This window comes from Aurantimonas sp. C2-5-R2, from assembly GCF_036549495.1.
GTDB classification, from domain to species: domain Bacteria; phylum Pseudomonadota; class Alphaproteobacteria; order Rhizobiales; family Rhizobiaceae; genus Aurantimonas; species Aurantimonas coralicida_A.
The window spans coordinates 1-18,252 of record NZ_JAZHLJ010000045.1 but is presented as its reverse complement, the minus strand read 5'-3'; the positions used below and the strand labels follow the sequence as shown (position 1 = coordinate 18,252).

The window sequence follows — 18,252 nt, the reverse complement described above, 5'->3', positions numbered from 1 at the left end:
CAGGACACGTCAAGTCGCAACTATGACCGTGGCTTCGTGCCAGATGAACTGTGTCCCCGTGTCCCCGTGTCTACAGTGTCGATGAGCGAAGCGCGTATGAGCGGGCATCCGCTTGCTCAGTTCGTGCGGTGCAGGCGGGACAGCAGCATGCGTCGGTGTGGACCCGTAACGACGGCGAACCAGAAGGCGAGCGACGCAAGCGTCAGCGCAGCTAGTGCGCTAATCGTCTCTTGCCAAACGGACGCGTCGCGCGTTGCGGCATGGGCCACGGCCATCGTCAGGAGACCCGTGAGCAGGACAAGGGTAACTCGCCCCCAATCGCGCACCGTCTCTCCTGTATCAAGCAAGCCCGCGAGAAAACCGATCCTGACGAGCAGCGCGCCGCGGAGCACAAGGGATGCAAAAAGGCTTGCAACGAAACAATTCACTGGCGGCCAAAGTCCCGAGGCCGCGAGGCCCACCGCGGCCCCGAGCCCGATAACAGCCGTGGCCAGTTCGATGAGCGCGACCTGCCAGTGCCTCCCCATCGCGACGAGAGCGCCGCGGCAGGTTCCTCCAGGAACTGCCAGTGCCAAACCGGCGGAGGCGAGTATGAGCACGGACGACATGGTTTCGTGAGCGTCATCGGTCAGCACGTCGGCGCCTAGCCAGAGCGTCAGGACGAGGGGACCAAAAGACACCGACCCGAGCCAGATGAGGGCGGCCAGCGCAAATGAGTAGCGCGCAGAGAGCTGAACCGCAGCCCGAAGACGCGCGTCGTCACGGCCCGTGAGCTGGCTGGCGATCGGCGAGAGAAATGCCGATGCGCTCGCCGCGAAGGCCATGAGGCTTACCGCGAGGATGACCGGAACCGAAAAAGTCGCAACCTTTTCCGGCGGCACAAAGAACGCCAGCGCAACTCCGCCGCCTTGGAGGATGATCGCCGTCGCGAACGTGCCCAGCATGACGGCCCCGGAAAGTGAGACCAGCTCGCGCAGTACGCCGCGGCTGATGTCGCTCACGCGAATGTTCCATACGGGCAGTGCGCGTCGCGCACGCACGTATTCGAAGGCTGCGGCGACCGTGATCGGCAGAAGCGTCGCCGAGAGATAGACGGCAAGCGACGGATCGGCGAGCGTAAGGAGGGCGAGCGCTACCCCCGTCTTTACGATTAGGGCAACCAACTCGATCGAGAAATAGGTCGAGAAGCGGTGCAGGCTCGCCAACACGCCGAATCCGATACGCAGGGGGAGCTGTACGGCTGTCACGGCCAGTATGATCCCAAATAGCAGTGACGCAATCCTGCGCTGCTCTTCGCTGAGAACCAGGAGGTTCGGCAGCCCCAACGAGACTACGGGAATGGAAAGGAGGATCAGCAGAGAGCCGATCGAAAGGATCCCCATGGACGCCGTACAGATGCGCCGGACTGCGTCGTCGTCACCGTCGGCGATCGCCCGCGGAAGGCGCCGCGACAAGGCGGTGGGGATGCCGAGTTCGGCCAACTGTGCGTAGCTCGCGACCTGCGTGGCAAGCACAAAGAGGGCGAGTCCGTCGAGGCCGAACTCTCGCGCGACGAGGGCGGTCACCAGCATCGATGACAGCATCGCGATGATCTTGTGCGCGAAGGCGGAACTCACGTTTAAGACGTGGCCACGCAACGTAGGGAGATGCATTAGCCGAGGGCGGGAGCCATGTGTCTTCTCCGCTCGATCTGTACCCTCGGGTCCGCTCATCGCCGCGGCACCGCATAGATCATCGTCTGGCCTAGGGACGGGACGGCAAGGCCGGCCAGTCGCCGAAGAGCGTGCGTCGGGTTGGAGAAAATCGCAGCCTTGTCGGAGACGCGTGTCCAGCCCGCGCGATTGACAACCGCTTGCAGCGATCGCGGCGTGAACCCGTTGACGTGCTCGAACGGCGCGAGCGTGTGCGCCCGCTTTCCGTCGTACGGCCATGTCGCGTAGAGCCGGTCCCCCTCCGGGCAGCGCAATACGTTAGGGGTCGCAATTCGTAGCACGGCGCCCGGCGCCGCCAACTCGAGCAAGCCTGAGAGCGTCTCGCACGGCGTTGGGATGTGCTCCAGAACCTGCTCGAGGTTCACGGCGTCGAAGCGCCGCTCTCGCAGTGCGTTCAGTTCGTGAACAACGTCAAAAGCCACTGCGGATTCGGCTTTCTCCGCACCCCGATTCAAACTCGGCTCGAACGCAACGACGTCGAAGCCGACCGACTGCGCGGCACGCGCCCAGCGACCATAACCCGACCCGTAGTCTAGAAGACGCGGGGTCGCGCCCCGGCACGGACGGAGCCGCTCCACCAGGCGCAAGAGCCGACGCATCTGCGTAATCATCGCGGGAGACGGATCACGAGTGGCCGCTTCTGGAAAGACAGGCCGGTGCGCCTCGTACATTGCGGCGAGTTGGTCGGATTCTGGCTGCTCCTCGTACCAGTGATGGCCGCAAACGTCGCACCGGCGGACGGAGAGCTTAATGGTCTCTACCCAGCGATCCATCAAGCCGCCGAAGCGGTCCCGGCTGAAGGCCAGGAACCGTGCTCGCGCCTGCTCTGAGTCCTCGAGAACAACACCGCCCGTAGACTTGCCACAAGCGGGGCAATGTGAAAATCGCCGCGACACTTTTCCCTCCTAGTGCTCCAGACGGATGAAGTCGCCGCCGGCTCCTGAGATCGCCGTCTCGCGAACTGCTCGCGAGGCAATGAAGAATCGATCAATCGAACGCTTCACCTAACGCTCCTGGAAAAAGCATCGGAAGACCTGCAGCGCTTCGTTAGTGCTCGTCCAGCCTTGCCTGACCCATGCCCAGCGTTCCACATCTCGCTCTCTGATGATCCAATGATGACCGCGCAGCGGACGAACCTCGAAGCTCGCATGGCCCAGGCTGGCGAGACAACTTACCCGATGATTGCCCTGGAGTACCACGAACTCTCTCTCTCCCGAAAGACTTTCAAGCCAGGTCCCGCCGATGAACGAATTCGGATACCGATAAGGATTGTATCCACTCTCGCGCAGCTGGGTATAAAGAGCACAAGTACTTTTAAACTCCTCCAAGATTGAGCTTTCGCTTGAAGGACCGCAGAAACGTGAAGTTCTGGTATCTTTGGACGAGCGGACTTCATGTTTTCGAAACGTGCCCCACGGATAAGTAAACAGTGGAAACTCCGTCTCAACGGAACTCGATAGGCTCAACGCTTCGTTTGTGGAGGCCGGCCTGAAGGTCTCGTGATGTCGCCAAAGTGGGGTATGCCGCACATCAACGATTGCGTCCTGCAGATGCAGGCTCAGCGTTTCAACAAGGTGATGATTTCCGCCGGTGAAGCGAACCCCAAAAATCGTACGAGCGCGTTCCACAGGCACCTGTCCGTCGAGAAAGAGCCCGCCAAAAGCCCGCCAACCGGAGCCGGCCAGAAAGCGGGATCGGCGGAATAGGACCGAGCGTACTGAACCCGAACTACGCATTCAGCCTGCCATTAGCGATGTTCTTGGCGATCCGTACAAAGCGCTTTAGATGCGACAGGGCCGTGCGGAGTCGACCGCGATGCATGAGCTGGTCGGGCTTCAGAAAAATTGGGTTCTCGATCCTGCCCGCCACCATAATGCCTCGGCGCTGGCGAGGATCATCCAAGCGGTAGAACCGGTCCATGCCCACCCGCCGAAGCATTCTCTCGAGAGCGGCGAAGCTCACGAGCCAGTACTCCGTGCCGTAAAAATCCTCAATGTCAATGCTCTTTGGCGAAAAGAAAGCGATTGGTTGATCATGATCGCCGAACTTGAGAGCTTTCCACTCGATTATTAGAATGTCAGCCTTTGACGACAGAGCCTCGAGAAGCCGGAATGGGTCCGGCACGCGATGAACAACGCCGAGGCAAAGCACAATGTCGAATCGTTCCATTCTCTCGAAATCAGGAGAATATACGTTGATGTTTTCAAAATTCACATTGTCATACCCCAATATCTCCTTGATGTAGTTCGCCTTTTCAATCCTCTTACTATCCACATCGACTCCGACGACACGGCACCCACGATCTGCAAGTGCGAATGAGAAAAAACCCTCGTTCGAGCCCAGATCGAGGACAGAATTCTGCGCAACTCCCATCTCGTCTAGGATCGGATTGATCCGATCCCATTTGACAAGGTTCTTTCCGTGAGAAACTTGTTCGGCGTTTGAGGTGACCACTCCAAAAGGAAGTTCAAACCTATGATTCCAAGGCTGACTGGTGCCGAGTTCCGCGACAGTCTTTTCGATTTCCGCCTTACTTTTCATCGATTTCTCCGGACGCGTTATGCCCGCACTTACCAGGCCGCCGCCGAACCGCCAAGGGCAGCTGGGTCGCGGGCCTGGCAGGTGAGAACGAACTCTGTGAGCTTTCCGATCTCGGCATTGAAATCCGTCTCGCGCTCGACGTGGACGCTGCTCTTAGCAAGCAGCTTAGAGTAAAGCGAAATGCTGGCGCTTGTCTCGAACACTGCGGCAAGATACGCTTCCCGCGCGCGGTCGTCCGGATCTCGTTGCTCGGCCTGCAGCAGGGCGGCGATCTGCTCGGGCAGCCGGCGCGGATCGGCGCACCGCGTCACGAGCGTGTCCGGTAGCACGTTGTAAGGGCAGTCGCCGAAGGTGATCACGGGCTTGCCGAGGATCGCCGCCTCCAATGCGACGGAACCCGTCACGACAGCGATCGCGCTCGCTCCGGCAATGAGGTCGCGTGCCTGCATCTCTGGCGGCGCAATCATGACCTTGGGGATCTCGAGCATCTTTTCGTAGGCGCCGCGGGTGCGTTTTCCGACCATCCAAGGGTGCTCTTTCGCCACGAGGACCATGTCGGCTGGTAGGCTGATGGCCAGCGCCCGAATTATCTCGATCTGGTTCACGTACGGTCTGCCGTAGACCAAGAGCGACACTTCCGGCTCCGTGTGGAGCGGGAAGAACAGGTAGCGCCCGCCCGCGAGCCGATCTGCCGTGGCGAAATGCGAGCCCAGCCGCCGGGCGGCGAGGCGCGCACGCATGGGATTAACGAGCGCGGCGAAAGCAAGCGCTCGTAGCGGGTCCGGAACGTGGTTGTCGGTCCTGGCCGGGCCGGACCGATAGGTGCGCCAGTTTCGCCACACCCGCGCCAGCGTCCCGACGGGCGAGGTGCGCGTCCGATTGATCTTGAGCGCCGGCGCCTTCGAGGGGCTGACGACGCCTTCGTAGCGCCCGTGCTGCTCGCGCACCCGAGTGAGATAGGCCCGCGCCTCCTCCTTGAACGGCGAGGGCTCGACAAGAGCGCGCTCGTAGGCGACGACAAAGTCCGGGTCCGGGTCGTTTAGGGTCGAGCTAAGCGCCACGCGGTCAGCGACGCGCGTCGGCCGGATGTTCAGCACGCGGACACCGCGCGCTTTGGCGACGAGATAGACAAGATAGTCGAGCATCGTTACCACGATGAAGCCGACCACGACGTCAGGTCGCACCTCGTCGAACAGCCGCTCCACTGCCGCGACGCCTTCTTCCAAGATGCGTAGAAGCTCGTCGTCCGTGAAGCGCCGCCGGTAATCCTGGCTGTAGGTGCAGTCGGGTCCCATGATCAGGCGCCGGTCGGCGACTATAGCGCCGAACAGCCCGGGCTCGCCGCCGAGTCGCTCCTCGGCCGCGGCGAGGCCGGCGAGATTGGGCTTGCCTGAGCGCTTGGACGTAACTTCCCACTCCCTGAGGATCACATGGCCGCGGCGCTCGAACTCAGGGTGTTCCACGGCCCACTTGCCGTAGGCGAAGCTGTCCGAAACGGTGAAGCCGGCAGCCTCGACGCCGACGCGGGCGTCGAGCGCGGCGCGCAGCGCCTCGAACATACGCAGGCTGTCGCTCTGGGTGGCGAATAGGATCCTCACCGGCGCCTCAAACTGCGTAGCGATCGGGGTCGAAGGCGCGGGGGTTGCGCGCGACCCACTCGTAGGTACGCGCGAGCCCGTCGCGGAAGGAAATCTCCCGCCGCCAGGTGGTGAACGCCGACATGCGCCTCACGTCGGCGATCAGACGGTTCACCTCGCTGCGCTCGGGGCGGATCCGCACTTCGTCGGTCTCGACGGCGACCTTACGTCCAGCGATCTCACAGAGTAGCTCCGCCGTCTGCGCGATCGACCATTCCTCACCCGTGCCGATGTTGACGACCTCGCCCTCCGCCTCGTGGCAAAGCGCGAGCGCGAGCATGCCGCCTGAAGTGTCCGTGACGAAGTTGAAGTCGCGCGTCGGCGTCAACGCACCGAGCTTGATGCGCTCGGCACCGGCGGCGATCTGACTTGCAATCGTCGGGATCACGGCGCGTGCGGTCTGGCGCGGGCCGAAGGTGTTGAAGGGCCGCGCCGTCACAACGGGCAGGCCGAAGGAGCGATGGAAGCTCTCCGCCATCTTGTCGGCGGCGATCTTCGAGGCCGCGTAAGGTGATTGCCCGATGAGCGGATGGCTTTCGGGAATCGGCACCTGCTGAGCCGTGCCGTACACCTCCGAGGTGGAGACGTGGAGAAGTCGGGTCAGCGCGTCGCTCTCGCGGCAGGCTTGGAGCACATTGAGCCCGCCGACGACGTTGGTATCGACGTAGGACCGCGCGGCGACGTAGCTGTAGGGAATTGCGATCAGGCTCGCGAGGTGGAAAACGTAGTCCTTGCCCCGCACCGCCTCGCGCACGCGTTCGGAATCGCGCACGTCGCCGCTGAGGATTCGCACCTCCCGGCGTATGTCGGCGGGGCAGTCGGCGAGCCAGCCGATCTCGCCCCAGGAATTGTAGAGTGTATAAGCCGTTACCTCGGCGCCCGCTGCGACGAGGCTCTCGACGAGGTGGCTGCCGATGAAGCCGTCCGCCCCTGTCACGAGCGCCGAACGCCCCCTTATCATTTCACTCATTCGCTTATCATCGCCTCGGCAAATACTGCGCGCGCCCGCTCGAGCTCGGCTGGCGTCCCGATGTCGGTCCAATACTCGTGAAACGGGAAGAGCGCAATGCGGCGGCCATCCGCAATGCAGTCGCGGATCAGGTCGGTCATGTTGTACAGGCGGGTGCCGCACGTGTAGGCGAGCGCCTCCGGTGCGACGGCGTAGACGCCCGCGTTGCACAGGAAGCGCTGCGAGGGCTTCTCCTGGAGCGCGCTGACGTACGCGCCCTTCGCCTCGAGCACACCAAAGGGGATCTCGACCCGGTGCTCGATCGCGCCCACGGTGACGAGCGCCCCCTGCTCCTCGTGGAAGTGCAGAAGGCTCCCGAAGTCGACTGTAGTGAGGATGTCCCCGTTCATGACGAGCAACGGGCCGGCGGGTCGCTCGGGCAGCAGCGCGAGCGACCCGCCGGTGCCCATCGGGCTCGTCTCCTCGAGATAGGAGACCGAGACGCCGAAGGTCGACCCGTCTCCGAAATGCGCTTGGATGATGTGCCCGAGATAGCTGANCCCCCCCCCCCCCCCCGCCGGTGCCCATCGGGCTCGTCTCCTCGAGATAGGAGACCGAGACGCCGAAGGTCGACCCGTCTCCGAAATGCGCTTGGATGATGTGCCCGAGATAGCTGATCGATAGGAAGATCCGCCGCACGCCCGCATCGGCGAGGCGCCTGACTTGGCGTTCGAGCAGCGGCAGGCCGCCGATCTCGACCATGGGCTTGGGGATCGACTCGGTCAGCGGCCGCAGCCGGCGCCCCTCGCCGCCCGCCATGATCACGGCGCAGGCAAAGCCTGCGGCGGAGCCGGCCGGCACTTCGCCCCCGCCCTGTAGCTCGCTGACGTGGACGCAGCGCATGTAGCGCCCCGCCTCGTCGACGAGCGGAAGCGCGAGAACGTTCGCTGCACGAAGCTTGTCAAGGATGAGGCTGTCCGGGCTGCCGACGAGCGCCGTGACCGGAGTGCTGTTCATCGCGCTCGCAGAATCGCTCTCGAGGCTGCCTCCCGCGAGCAGGCGACGGCGCACGTCCCCATCCGTCAGCGTTCCGAGCAGGCGCCCGTCGTCGTCGACAACGACGGCGATGCGCCGCCGGCTCGCCTCGATCGCGCGCACGACATCGACGATGCGCGCCGTCGGCTCAAGCGGGCGCTCGCTCATCGGAACCAACCCTCACGCGTCTCGCCGACGAGGGTCATGCGCTTGCGCAGGAGATCCTGGCCAGTCGGCGTTTCGGCGAGGATGCGAGCGATCTTCTCGCCCGCGCCCCCGAGATAATACGGATTGTCGCCGGTGCGGCAGCGCTCACGGAGGCCCTCGTCGTCGAGGCAGCGTCGGGTCGCGGCGACGATGGCGTCAGCGTCGTAGGGCGCGTCGAGCACGTTCTCGCCGCGCAGGCGACCATCCTGCCGCGAGCCGATGTTCACGGTCGGACAGCCGAAGGCCGGTGTCTCCTTGAGCCCGGACGAGGAGTTGCCGACGCAGGCGACACGGTGCGCCGGGTCCCGCGCAAGCGCGAGGACGCCGTGATAGAGATTGCGCCCGAGCGAGCGGTGGAGCTGGATGTTCGCCGGTTTCGTTGCTGCGAAGGCCTCGAGCCGCTCGATGATCTGGCGCCCGCCGGCGTCGTTGTTCGGGAAGGTCAAGATTACCTGGACGCCCTCAGCCGCGAGCAGGGCCATCGCTTCAAGAGCCGGGGAGACCTGCTCGGCCGCCTTGCCGAACTCCGTCGTTACGGAATGCTGGGTGAACAGCACGACGGGGCGTGCGAGGTCGAGCCCGAGGCGCTGACCGACATCGTCGGCCGTGGCGAAGCGCCCCTCCGAGATCAGGTCGATCGCAGGAAAACCCACCGTGTGGACGCGCCAGGGCTCCTCGCCCATGCCGAGGATACGGTTCGTTGCCTGTTCATTAGTGGTGAAGTGCAGGTGCGCGAGCTTGGTCATGGCGTGGCGCACGGAGTCGTCGAGGGCGCCACCCTCGGTGAGGTCGCCGCCCTCCACATGCGCCGTCGGCACATTCATCTGCGTCGCGGCGATCACCGCGGCGAAGCCCTCGAACCGGTCTGCATAGACGACCATCATGTCCGGCTTCGTCTCCGCGAGCACTCGGCTCACGGAAAGGACGCCGGAGCCGATCGCCTGCGCGGTGGCGTAGAGCGAGGCCGCGTCCATCTCGATCTTCACCTCGGCGTGCACCCGGAAGCCGTCCGCCTCGATTTCGGCGAGCGTTCGCCCGAACTGCGAATCGAGGTGGGCGCCGGACACGATCAGCTTGTAGTCGAGCTCGGGATGCGCATCCACGGCGCGCAGGATCGGATACTGCAGACCGTATTCGGCCCGGTTTCCAGTGAAGATCGCTATCGTTCGCTTGGTCATTGTCCGTCCACCGTCTGGCGAGGGCCATGCTCACCGGATGGCACGCCGAGAAGCTTTGCGATGCCATCGCGGGGCGAGACCTGCGGCACCCAGCCGAACTGGTCGTGCGCGCGCGTCACCTTCAACACGAGATGGGAGGCCCGACCGCTCGGCGCGGTCTCCCGAACGGGGCGATCAGGCGCGCCGGCTACGGCGTTCGCCAGCCGAGCGAGCGAGCCGATGGCGAGCCCCTGACCGCTGCCGACGTTATAGACGCCCGGGCGGTGCCGAACAAGCATCCTCACGAGCGCGTCAACCGCGTCGTCCACCCACAGGAAATCCCGCACAGGGGCGGCGTCGCGGACATAGAGCGGGCCGCTTCCCGGCACCTGAGCAAGGATGTCGGCCAGTACGGTGCCGGTCGGCTGGCCCGGCCCGTAGAGGTTCGCCAGCCGCGCGCATGTCCCGCCTGCGGCGCACACGCGCGCTTCGCAGGCGAGCTTCGCCGCCGCATAGCGCCCGGCCGCCTGGGTCGGGTCATCTTCCATCCGCGCCGCGAACGAGCCATCTCCGTAGACGATGCCCGAGGAGGCGTAGACCACCTGCCGCCAGCTCTTTGCGAGGAGCGCTTCCAGCGTCGCGAGCGCCTCCGCCTCGTGGCGGTCGCCGAGCGCCTCCGCGGACGCGCGATCGGCGCGCTCGGCAAGATGGACCAGTACATCGCCGGTCGGCGTCTCGGAATAGTCGCTCAGTCGCACCGCCCCCGGCGCATCGAGTACCCGCCTGGAGACAAGCGCGGCATCGTGGCCGTCTGCGACGAGCCGTCGCGCGAGCCGCCGCCCGAGAAAGCCGGAGGCTCCGGTGACGACGATCCTCATGCGTGTGCGGTCCCGGGCTCGTCCGCGAGCCGGCGGCGCAGGAGATGCTCGATGAGCACGAAGTCGAGCTCACCGTCGATGTCGAAGGCCTTCTCCTCCGGTATCTCGAAACCCTCTGCCCGGCCATCGAGGAGGTGGCTCGCGCGTAGCAGGTAGTCGGCGGCGAGCACGTAGACGCCCGCCACGTGCTCAAACACCGGCGGCGCGGCCTGTCGTGCGAGCACGGTCGCGCCGAGGGACTTGCTCATGCGCAGGGCGCCCGACGCGTCGGGCTCGACGAGGTTGAAGTAGGGATTGCGCCGGGCGCAGGCCACCGTGAACACCGCGTCGACGCCACACGCGCGCCTGGCCTCGAAGATGGCGACCGCCGCGCACACGTCGGCCGGCTGGATAAGCGGGTTCGTGCAGTCGATGTCCAGATACGTGTCGTAAACCTCGCCGTAATGCGCCTCGCAGGCGGCGAGCGCATGCTGCCAGACTTGGAACTTGCCGGTTTTGCTGCGCGCGAGCTCGGCCGGGCGCAGGAAGGGAATCTCCGCTCCGGCTGCACGCGCGGCGTCCGCGATCGCCGGGCTGTCGGTGCTGACGACGACGCGCTCGACGACCCCGGCCTCGCGCATCGTCGCGACGGCACGCGCGATGACGGGGACGCCGAGGAGCGGCCGCAGGTTCTTGCCCGGCACGCCCTGGCTTCCGCCTCGGGCGGCGATGACGCCAAGAGTGGTCATCTCTTCCACCTTCCGAGTTCCGCATCCCGGGTGAACGCGAGCCGCGTCGTTCCTCCCAGCCTCCAGCTGCCTTGGAAGGAGCGAGACGGCGTATCGTCCCGGACGAGGCGCATGTCCGCGCTCGTCGATGGCGCGACGAAGCCGAGCCGTCGCGCCGGATCGAAGCGAACCTTCTCAGTGCCCAACACCTGCTGGAGCACCCAACAGGTGCTCACGCGCGCATCGACGACCGCCGATACTTTCTGCTCCGACCGGCTGATCACGTCGAGAACGTCCAGATCGAACGTCATAAAGCCGTCATCCGTACGGTAGCTCGGTCCGTCGACGAAGACAAAACCGTATGGGCGCTCAGGTACTTCGCGATATCGACGTCCGCGAAACAAAGAGAATGCACCGTCCTCGCCGGGGCTCAGCACGAGATCGACATAATCGTGCAGCTCGTCGGGGAGTAAGCGTCGCGCCATCTCGTACCAATTCTCGTGATCCTCCATCGAGGTCACGCGTCCGCGTGGGCGCCCCTCGCGTTCGTTCTCCCGCAGCGCGGCGGCGAGAACGACTGTCGAGGCCCCCGTTCCGCATTCCAGGATCTCGACGGGCGCGGTCGCTCGAACATGAGTGTAGAGCGTATGGTAGTCGATCAGGCCGCACCCGGTGGATTCCGTTCGCTGGAGATACTCCTGTAGAAGTCGCCAAAGATCGGGCACCCGCTCGAGGTCGCGCCTCGCACGGATCTCGGCGAGCCTGCGCAGCTCGATAAACGCTCGTTCCCTTGGGCGGAGAAGGCTACGCCAGCGCATCGTGGTTGCCCGCGCCTCAGTCATCGAAACCGACGACGTCTTCCGGGGAGACGTGCACGTCGGCTGACAGGTCGCGGATTGCGACTTTGCCGACCACGTCGGTCAGGCGATCTGCGTGGATACGACCGGTGCCCGGTCGCTTGACCCACGTGTTCGTCTCCTCGAAGCGCTGACCGGCTTTAATTGGCGCGGTCGTGACCACGGTGGCGTAGGCGAACTCGATCACCTGCTGCTCCTCGGGCAGGCGGGTCTTGCCGCCGCCACGGGCGAGCCAGACGGCGCGCGAGCCCTCGACAAGATCGCCGAACTCGCGCGGCTCGATCGAGATCGGTACGTCCGGCCCCGGCCAATCCCGCGACACCGTGAAGTGCTTCTCGAGGATCGACGCACCGAGCGCAACGGCACCGAGGCAGGTCCAGATGTTGAGTGAGTGGTCCGACAGGCCGGTCGGGCACTCGGGAAAGGCCAGACGCAAGTCGGTGACGCCACCGAGACGGACCTTGTCGTACGGCGTCGGGTACATCGAGGTGCAGTGCAACAACGCGAGCGGCACATCGAATTCTCCGATCGCTTCGACGGATCGACGAACGGAATCGAGATCGTTCATGCCGGTGGAGAGAATCATCGGCTTCCCGAGGCGCGCGATATGGCGCAGCAGGGGAAGGTTGTTGCACTCGCCAGAGCCAATCTTGAAGGCGGGTACGCCCATGTCGTCTAGCCGATCCGCCGCCTCACGGGAGAAGGGCGTAGAGAGATAGAGCACGCCCTTATCACGACAGTGGGCCTGGACCCGGCGCTCCTCGTCCTCGGTGAGCTCGGAGCGCTTGATGATGTCCCACAGCCGCTCTTCCGAGATCTCCCCCGGCTTCATGTCGGTGGGCACCATTTCCTTTTCGGTAATGTGGCACTGAAACTTGACGACCTCGGCGCCGACCGCTGCGGCCGCGTCGACCATTGCGATGGCCTTCTCGACATCGCCTTCGTGGTTGATGCCGACCTCGGCGATGACGAGCGGCGGGTGGTCCGGGCCAACGTGGCGTTCCGCGATTCGAAAGTCGGTCATCATGCACCTTTTGAAATCGTCGGGGGTTCGTGAGCGTATCGACGAACGACGTGCGAGGGATTACCGGGGATGCATGGGAATCGCAAGCCGGGAACTAAGACTGGTCCGAGCATGCGGACAAACTGGACGAGTGGCACCTGTCAGAGGCTCCAATACCCTACGCCCGCGGGCATCATCGAGACGTCAAGCATCGAGGTAACGTCGATGACGACGCCGCCCGCGCGAACGCCGGCCAGCAGTCGTTCGGGCGCTTCGGCGCGGAAGCAGCGGTGAGGGACCGCAACCACGATGGCTGAGAGGTCGCGCAACTCATCTTCCTGGACCATCCGCAGGCCGTGCTCCCGCAGCGCCTCGTCGGGATCCACCAGCGGGTCGTGCACCAGCGGCTCCGCTCCGTACGCGCGCAGCTCCTCGACGATTTCGGGAACGCGGCTGTTCCGCAGATCGGGGACGTCCTCCTTGAACGCGAGCCCCAGAATGCCCACGCGCGCACCACGAATCTCCGAGCCGGAGGCCGCGATCAGCTTGATTGTCCGTTCGGCTACGTAGCGGCCCATTGAATCGTTGATACGCCGACCCGCGAGGATGACCTGTGGATTGTATCCCAGTTCCTCCGCGATCGCCGTGAGGTAGTAGGGGTCGACCCCGATGCAGTGGCCGCCTACGAGGCCGGGCCGAAATGGCAAGAAATTCCATTTCGTTCGGGCTGCGGCGAGCACGTCCGCTGTACGGATGCCGAGCCGATCGTTGATGATGGCGAGTTCGTTCATCAGAGCGATGTTGAGATCTCGCTGCGTGTTTTCGATCACCTTGGCCGCTTCCGCGACCTTTATGCTCGATGCGCCGAACAGCCCGGCGTGCACGGCCGGGCCGTAAACGGCAGCGACGCGCTCGAGCGTCGCTTCGTCCTGGGCCGAAATCACTTTCACGATGTCGGCGAAGCCGTGATGCTTGTCACCGGGATTAATACGCTCCGGAGAGTAGCCGAGCGTGAAGTCGACCCCGCAACGGAGGTCCGAGAGTTCGGCGAGCAGGCGTCCGCAGACGTCCTCCGTCACACCCGGATAGACCGTCGATTCGAAGACGACGGCGGCGCCGGGCCGCAGATGTGGGGCGATTGTACGACAGGCCGCCTTCAGAGGGGCGAGGTCCGGCCGGCGCGCGCCGTCGATCGGCGTCGGCACGGTCACGATGAAGAAGGTCACCCCAGCGAGAATGGCGGAATCGCTCGAGACGAGGAGCCGCGAGGCGCAAAGTGCGTCCGGGGACACCTCGCCGGTTGCGTCGCGGCCCTCGCGGAGGGCTGCGACGCGTGCCTCCGAGATGTCGAAGCCGGTGACGTCGTCGAAGACCTGCGCCAGCGCCAACGCGACGGGAAGACCGACATAGCCAAGGCCAAGAATTGCAATGCGTTCGCTCATGATACCCTTCGATCAGGAAGTGGATGCGCCCCGAGCCCGGCCAGACCGTATTGCGACGAGCGACCGCAGGGGAGCCGGCCCGTTCCCTGCCGTTCCAGTCGCTTCCATCGAGCTCGGGCTCTGCAGCTCGGCACGAATTCGGCCAGCGCCGCCCGAATCGCCTCGGAACGCCCGTGCAGGGCTCTTTCGTCCATTTCGGAGATCGCGCAGCGAAGCACCTGCAGGTCGGCGAAGCGTGCCATCGCCACGAAGACGCCGTCGGCACCGGACGGCTTCGTCCGCTCGTCCTTGTCGAACAATTCCTCGAACAGCTTCTCGCCGGTGCGCAAGCCGGTCACGACGGTACGCACGTTCTCCTCTGGTCTGAGTCCGGCCAGCGCGATCATCGTGTGCGCGAGGTCGACGATTCGTACCGGCTCGCCCATGTCAAGCACGAAGATCCGCCCGCGCTGGTCCTGCCGCGCCGCGCCGTTCGCAGCAGCCTGCAGAACAAGTTCGGTCGCCTCCCTGATCGTCATGAAAAAGCGCTTCGTCTCCCGGTGAGTGACCGTTACCGGGCCGCCCGCGCCGATTTGCCGCTTGAACAAGGGCACGACCGAGCCGTTCGAGTCCAACACGTTGCCGACCCTGACCGTAATGAAACAGGTGTGCATGCCCGAGAAGTCGAGCGCCTGGCAATAGGTCTCCGCGACGCGCTTAGTCGCACCCATAACGCTAGAGGGCTTGATCGCCTTGTCCGTCAGGTTCATCACCACCGCGTCGGCCCCGTTTGCCACCGCCGCATCCGCGACATTGCGCGTCCCGACGACATTGGTCAGGACGCCCTCGCAGGCGTTCGCCTCGACGAGGGGCACGTACTTGAGCGCCGCCGCATGAAATACAATTGCCGGCTCTTCCTCGTGGACGACCCGCGCGATGCGCTCGCGATCGCGTACGTCGGCGATAATCGCTCTGCGCGATAAATGAGGCGCCTCCGTCGCGACACGCTGGCCGATTTCGTAGAGCGCGTATTCCGAGTTGTCAACGAGCGCGAGGGACCGCGGCCCGAAGCTGGAGACCTGCCGAACGATCTCCGAGCCGATGCCGCCGCCCGCGCCTGTGACGAGCACCCTTCGATCGGTCGCAAGCCCGCGAATGCCCTGCAGGTCCAGCGCGACCGGCGGATGTCCGAGCAGATCCTCCAGCGTGATGTCTTCGAGGCTGGGCGCCCCGCTCGTAAGCGGGCCGGGCGCGACGCGCCGCAGGGGTAATCGCAGCCGAGCTGCGGTTTGCGCGAACTCTTGCAAAGAAAGCTTCTGTCCTTCCGGAGCTGCGACGATGAACGCGTCGATCTGTACGCCTCCTCGCGAGAGACGTGCAACCACTTCCTCCAGATCGCCGCTCCACAGGGCCAGGCGTTTCGGATCGGGTGCCGCCTCCAAAGAGCCGTAACGCGCTGCGACGGCAAAAGTCATTGCCGCGCCGGCCATGATCGCGTCGTGCAAGCTTGCGAAGACGCGCTTCCAGGATATCTTCATATATGCATCGTCGGTGATTACCGGACTGATCGTCCCGCATAAGGCCAGTGCGGTCGACTAACACGGCCTACGATCCGCTGGAAGTGGATTGTCGAACTCGGGACGGCGTTCTGCCTCACGAGAAAACATCATGGGGTTTGCGGGCCCCGTCGGGCGCCACCGCGTGCTCCGGGGTGGGGGGCGACGGCGAGAGGTCGGAAATCTTACGCGCGATGGTAGTCCCGATACCACGCCACGAACCGCCGCACGCCCTCCTCGACGGGCGTCGACGGGCTGTAGCCGGTGAGCGCCTCGAGCAGTTGCGCCCGGGCGGAGGTCGCGGCGACGTCGCCCTTCTGCATGGGCAGCATGATCTTGGTCGCCTCCACGCCCAGCGCGCGCTCGATCGTCTCGATGAAGGGCATCAGCCCCACCGGCTGGCCGCCACCGATGTTGACCACGCGCCAGGGCGCGGCCGGTGAGAGCGAATCCATCGGGCCGACAGGCGCGCCCTCCGCCGGCACAGCGTCAATGAGGCGAACGATGCCCTCGACGAGGTCGTCGATATAGGTGAAGTCGCGCTGCATCGCGCCTTCGCCGTAGACCTCGATCGGCTCGCCCACGAGGGTCGCGCGCACGAACTTGAACAGCGCCATGTCGGGACGACCCCAGGGGCCGTACACCGTGAAGAACCGGAACGCCGTCGTCGGCAGCTTCCAGAGGTGCGCGTAGGAATGCGCCATCGTCTCCGTCGCCTTCTTGGTGGCGGCGTAGAGCGTCAGCGGGTAGTCGGCGCGGTCCATCTCGCCAAAGGGCATCTCCTCGTTGGCGCCGTATACCGAGCTCGTTGAGGCGAGAAGGAAGTGGTCGGGCGCATGCCGGCGCACGCCCTCCATGACGTTAAAAGTTCCGACTAGGTTGGCGTTGACGTAAGCGCGCGGGTTCTCAAGCGAGTAGCGCACGCCCGCCTGCGCCGCGAGATGGATCACGACGTCGGGCGCCGCCTCGTCGAAAGCGCGTTGCAGCTCCGCGTCGTCCTCGAGCATAATCTCGTGGGCGACGAAGGCGTTCGAGCGCCGCAGGACGGCATGCCGGGCCTGTTTCAGCGCGACGTCGTAGTAGGGCGTCATGCCGTCCACGCCCATGACCAGCCAGCCGTCGGCGATCAGGCGCTGCGCCACGTGGAAGCCGATGAAGCCGGCGGTGCCGGTGACGAGGGCCTTGCGCGCTCTGCTTAGCTTGATCATTTGCATGCCCCGCTGCCCGAAATGCCGTTGGGCTATCCCTCGCCTCCGCCGGCCGCAAGACGCAATTCGGCAACACTTTCGTCGATTCGAAACGCGCATCGCCTGAATTCCTGGCGCCGGCGGACCGTCTGGGCTACGGTGAGTGAAAGCTGAGGAAATCCGCGGGAGCTTCGCTGATTGCGTCGCAATGATCGGTTCGGGCTATGTCGGTCTCGTCTCGGGGCCTGATTCGCCGATTTCGGCCATGAGGTGGTGTGCGTCGACAAGGACCCGGCGAAGATCGCCGCGCTCAAGGCCGGGCGGATGCGGATCTACGAGCCCGGGCATTTCAACGACGGAGCAATTCCAGGCCAATGGTTGGAGTGCGCCCCTAAGGCTGGACACCTCAGGCAGCATGTTTTGACCGTTCCGGGTCGTTTCTCTCCTCGAACTGATCGGGGCTCAGGTATCCGAGCGCCAAATGCAGCCGAATGGCTCCGCCAGAGCGGGTGCTGCGTAGAAGGTGGAACGAGGCAGATCCATCAGTTCGCACCCTCATCTGAGCGAGATTCCGGCGGGCCGGTGATCACGGATTCAGGCGGGCTTCTCTGCGATCGTTCGCGCCGACGAGCCCCCTTTAGAAACTCGATCTCAAGCGCCTGACGTCCGAAAAGCCGTTCGAGCGCCGCGATCCGCATCTCGTATTCGGGCAACGGTTCTTCTTCGACCGCGTCGTCGTCGAACTCACCGCGTTCGTATTTCTCGATCCAGATCGGGAGCAGGGTGCGGCAAAACATCGTACTTCTAACTGAGCGCGCGCATCGACTCGCCATTGAAATGGGCCTCCACGATTTCGCGCTTCCTGGCGGTGCGGCGTCGTCGGTGTCTCTTCGTCATGGGGTTCTCCTTATCAGAACTCCGGCCGGGTCAATATTTCGGAGCCAAACTGTCCAGCCTCAGGGGCGCACTCCATGGGGCGGAGAAACCAAGCCACGGCGATGGCAGACACGACGCACGAAGCGGCCCGATCGGGCCACTTTGCGAGGACATCGACGAGCGGGTCGATGCTTTCCTGACCTGGCCGATCGAGGGTGAATGGCTCTATCTCTGGATCGACGCCACCTACCTGAAAGTGCGCCAGCCCGGGCGCATCATCTCGGTCGCGGTCACCATCGCCGTCGGGGTCAATCGCGACGGCCGCCGCGAAGTCCGCGGCATGGCGATCGGACCTCGCGAAGCCAAGCCGTTCTGGACGGACTTCCTTCGAGGCCTGGTCCGCCGCGGACTGTCCCGCGTCAAGCTGGTGATTTCCGATGGGGATGTCCCGAAGTTTGTTGAACTTCGTTGAGCGGCGATGCCGGGTTGAACGTTACGCGGCCCTCGATGCAGGGGCAACGAACTTTTC

At 64.6% G+C, this 18,252-nt stretch carries 16 protein-coding genes and 3 pseudogenes; 2 read left to right on the top strand and 17 right to left on the bottom strand.

The window, feature by feature from the left end; all coding sequences use genetic code 11:
* Positions 1–116 precede the first annotated feature (116 nt).
* The 16 genes and pseudogenes from VQ044_RS16825 to VQ044_RS16755 form a co-directional block, all read right to left on the bottom strand.
* Complete coding sequence (locus VQ044_RS16825) at positions 117–1,616, bottom strand: hypothetical protein (protein WP_327648348.1); 1,500 nt, start codon at positions 1,614–1,616, stop codon at positions 117–119.
* A gap of 92 nt (positions 1,617–1,708) precedes the next feature.
* Entirely contained in the window at positions 1,709–2,485 is a 777-nt protein-coding gene (locus tag VQ044_RS16820; protein ID WP_327648346.1) for a class I SAM-dependent methyltransferase, read from the bottom strand.
* Positions 2,486–2,716: 231 nt separating this feature from the next.
* Entirely contained in the window at positions 2,717–3,340 is a 624-nt protein-coding gene (locus VQ044_RS16815) for a hypothetical protein (protein WP_327648345.1), read from the bottom strand.
* A gap of 100 nt (positions 3,341–3,440) precedes the next feature.
* A complete protein-coding gene (locus VQ044_RS16810; protein ID WP_327648344.1) occupies positions 3,441–4,253 on the bottom strand; it encodes a class I SAM-dependent methyltransferase in 813 nt (270 codons plus the stop codon).
* Positions 4,254–4,282: 29 nt separating this feature from the next.
* Positions 4,283–5,851 carry a capsular polysaccharide export protein, LipB/KpsS family gene (locus VQ044_RS16805; protein WP_327648342.1) on the bottom strand — a complete coding sequence of 523 codons (1,569 nt, stop codon included), beginning with the start codon at positions 5,849–5,851 and terminating at the stop codon, positions 4,283–4,285.
* 7 nt (positions 5,852–5,858) lie between these two features.
* Entirely contained in the window at positions 5,859–6,860 is a 1,002-nt protein-coding gene (locus tag VQ044_RS16800) for a GDP-mannose 4,6-dehydratase (protein WP_327648340.1), read from the bottom strand.
* Positions 6,857–7,546 carry a sugar phosphate nucleotidyltransferase gene (locus VQ044_RS16795; RefSeq protein ID WP_331827725.1) on the bottom strand — a complete coding sequence of 230 codons (690 nt, stop codon included), beginning with the start codon at positions 7,544–7,546 and terminating at the stop codon, positions 6,857–6,859. Before VQ044_RS16795 ends, VQ044_RS16800 begins: the two co-directional genes overlap by 4 nt.
* Positions 7,518–8,042, bottom strand: a pseudogene (locus VQ044_RS25750) (sugar phosphate nucleotidyltransferase); the annotation flags it as partial. The pseudogene VQ044_RS25750 and the gene VQ044_RS16795, both read right to left, overlap by 29 nt.
* Positions 8,039–9,259: a UDP-N-acetylglucosamine 2-epimerase gene (gene neuC, locus VQ044_RS16790; RefSeq protein ID WP_327648338.1), complete on the bottom strand. Its 1,221-nt coding sequence runs from the start codon at positions 9,257–9,259 to the stop codon at positions 8,039–8,041. The pseudogene VQ044_RS25750 and the gene neuC, both read right to left, overlap by 4 nt.
* Positions 9,256–10,116, bottom strand: coding sequence for an NAD-dependent epimerase/dehydratase family protein (locus VQ044_RS16785; RefSeq protein ID WP_327648337.1), 861 nt, complete (start codon positions 10,114–10,116; stop codon positions 9,256–9,258). The genes neuC and VQ044_RS16785 overlap by 4 nt, the downstream gene beginning before the upstream one ends.
* Positions 10,113–10,844 (bottom strand): acylneuraminate cytidylyltransferase family protein, encoded by a 732-nt coding sequence (locus tag VQ044_RS16780; RefSeq protein WP_327648372.1) that lies wholly within the window; start codon positions 10,842–10,844, stop codon positions 10,113–10,115. Before VQ044_RS16780 ends, VQ044_RS16785 begins: the two co-directional genes overlap by 4 nt.
* A complete protein-coding gene (locus tag VQ044_RS16775) occupies positions 10,841–11,641 on the bottom strand; it encodes a class I SAM-dependent methyltransferase (RefSeq protein WP_327648335.1) in 801 nt (266 codons plus the stop codon). The genes VQ044_RS16780 and VQ044_RS16775 overlap by 4 nt, the downstream gene beginning before the upstream one ends.
* Positions 11,642–11,657: 16 nt before the next feature.
* Positions 11,658–12,596, bottom strand: coding sequence for an N-acetylneuraminate synthase family protein (locus VQ044_RS16770; RefSeq protein WP_327648334.1), 939 nt, complete (start codon positions 12,594–12,596; stop codon positions 11,658–11,660).
* A gap of 248 nt (positions 12,597–12,844) precedes the next feature.
* Entirely contained in the window at positions 12,845–14,125 is a 1,281-nt protein-coding gene (locus tag VQ044_RS16765) for a nucleotide sugar dehydrogenase (RefSeq protein ID WP_327648333.1), read from the bottom strand.
* On the bottom strand, positions 14,122–15,594 hold the full coding sequence (locus VQ044_RS16760) for a polysaccharide biosynthesis protein (protein ID WP_331827724.1): 1,473 nt from the start codon (positions 15,592–15,594) through the stop codon (positions 14,122–14,124). Before VQ044_RS16760 ends, VQ044_RS16765 begins: the two co-directional genes overlap by 4 nt.
* 251 nt (positions 15,595–15,845) lie before the next feature.
* Complete coding sequence (locus VQ044_RS16755; protein ID WP_327648330.1) at positions 15,846–16,868, bottom strand: SDR family NAD(P)-dependent oxidoreductase; 1,023 nt, start codon at positions 16,866–16,868, stop codon at positions 15,846–15,848.
* Positions 16,869–17,055: 187 nt separating this feature from the next.
* Between VQ044_RS16755 and VQ044_RS16750 the strand changes: the two are divergent.
* Positions 17,056–17,192 (top strand): annotated as a pseudogene (locus VQ044_RS16750) (UDP-glucose 6-dehydrogenase); the annotation flags it as partial.
* 197 nt (positions 17,193–17,389) lie between these two features.
* Here the strand turns inward: VQ044_RS16750 and VQ044_RS16745 are convergent.
* Positions 17,390–17,644, bottom strand: a complete 255-nt coding sequence (locus VQ044_RS16745) for a hypothetical protein (RefSeq protein WP_327648373.1) — start codon at positions 17,642–17,644, stop codon at positions 17,390–17,392.
* Between the two features lie 236 nt (positions 17,645–17,880).
* Here VQ044_RS16745 and VQ044_RS16740 point away from each other — a divergent pair.
* Positions 17,881–18,162: pseudogene (locus VQ044_RS16740) on the top strand (transposase); the annotation flags it as partial.
* Between the last annotated feature and the right edge of the window lie 90 nt (positions 18,163–18,252).

Coding starts and splice junctions, on each gene's coding strand:
- VQ044_RS16800 (WP_327648340.1), bottom strand. CDS start 6,860: ATGAGTGAAATGATAAGGGGGCGTTCGGCGCTCGTGACAGGGGCGGAC.
- VQ044_RS16755 (WP_327648330.1), bottom strand. CDS start 16,868: ATGATCAAGCTAAGCAGAGCGCGCAAGGCCCTCGTCACCGGCACCGCC.
- VQ044_RS16765 (WP_327648333.1), bottom strand. CDS start 14,125: ATGAGCGAACGCATTGCAATTCTTGGCCTTGGCTATGTCGGTCTTCCC.
- VQ044_RS16820 (WP_327648346.1), bottom strand. CDS start 2,485: ATGGATCGCTGGGTAGAGACCATTAAGCTCTCCGTCCGCCGGTGCGAC.
- VQ044_RS16810 (WP_327648344.1), bottom strand. CDS start 4,253: ATGAAAAGTAAGGCGGAAATCGAAAAGACTGTCGCGGAACTCGGCACC.
- VQ044_RS16775 (WP_327648335.1), bottom strand. CDS start 11,641: ATGCGCTGGCGTAGCCTTCTCCGCCCAAGGGAACGAGCGTTTATCGAG.
- VQ044_RS16785 (WP_327648337.1), bottom strand. CDS start 10,116: ATGAGGATCGTCGTCACCGGAGCCTCCGGCTTTCTCGGGCGGCGGCTC.
- VQ044_RS16760 (WP_331827724.1), bottom strand. CDS start 15,594: ATGGCCGGCGCGGCAATGACTTTTGCCGTCGCAGCGCGTTACGGCTCT.
- VQ044_RS16780 (WP_327648372.1), bottom strand. CDS start 10,844: ATGACCACTCTTGGCGTCATCGCCGCCCGAGGCGGAAGCCAGGGCGTG.
- VQ044_RS16745 (WP_327648373.1), bottom strand. CDS start 17,644: ATGTTTTGCCGCACCCTGCTCCCGATCTGGATCGAGAAATACGAACGC.
- VQ044_RS16770 (WP_327648334.1), bottom strand. CDS start 12,596: ATGGTCGACGCGGCCGCAGCGGTCGGCGCCGAGGTCGTCAAGTTTCAG.
- neuC (WP_327648338.1), bottom strand. CDS start 9,259: ATGACCAAGCGAACGATAGCGATCTTCACTGGAAACCGGGCCGAATAC.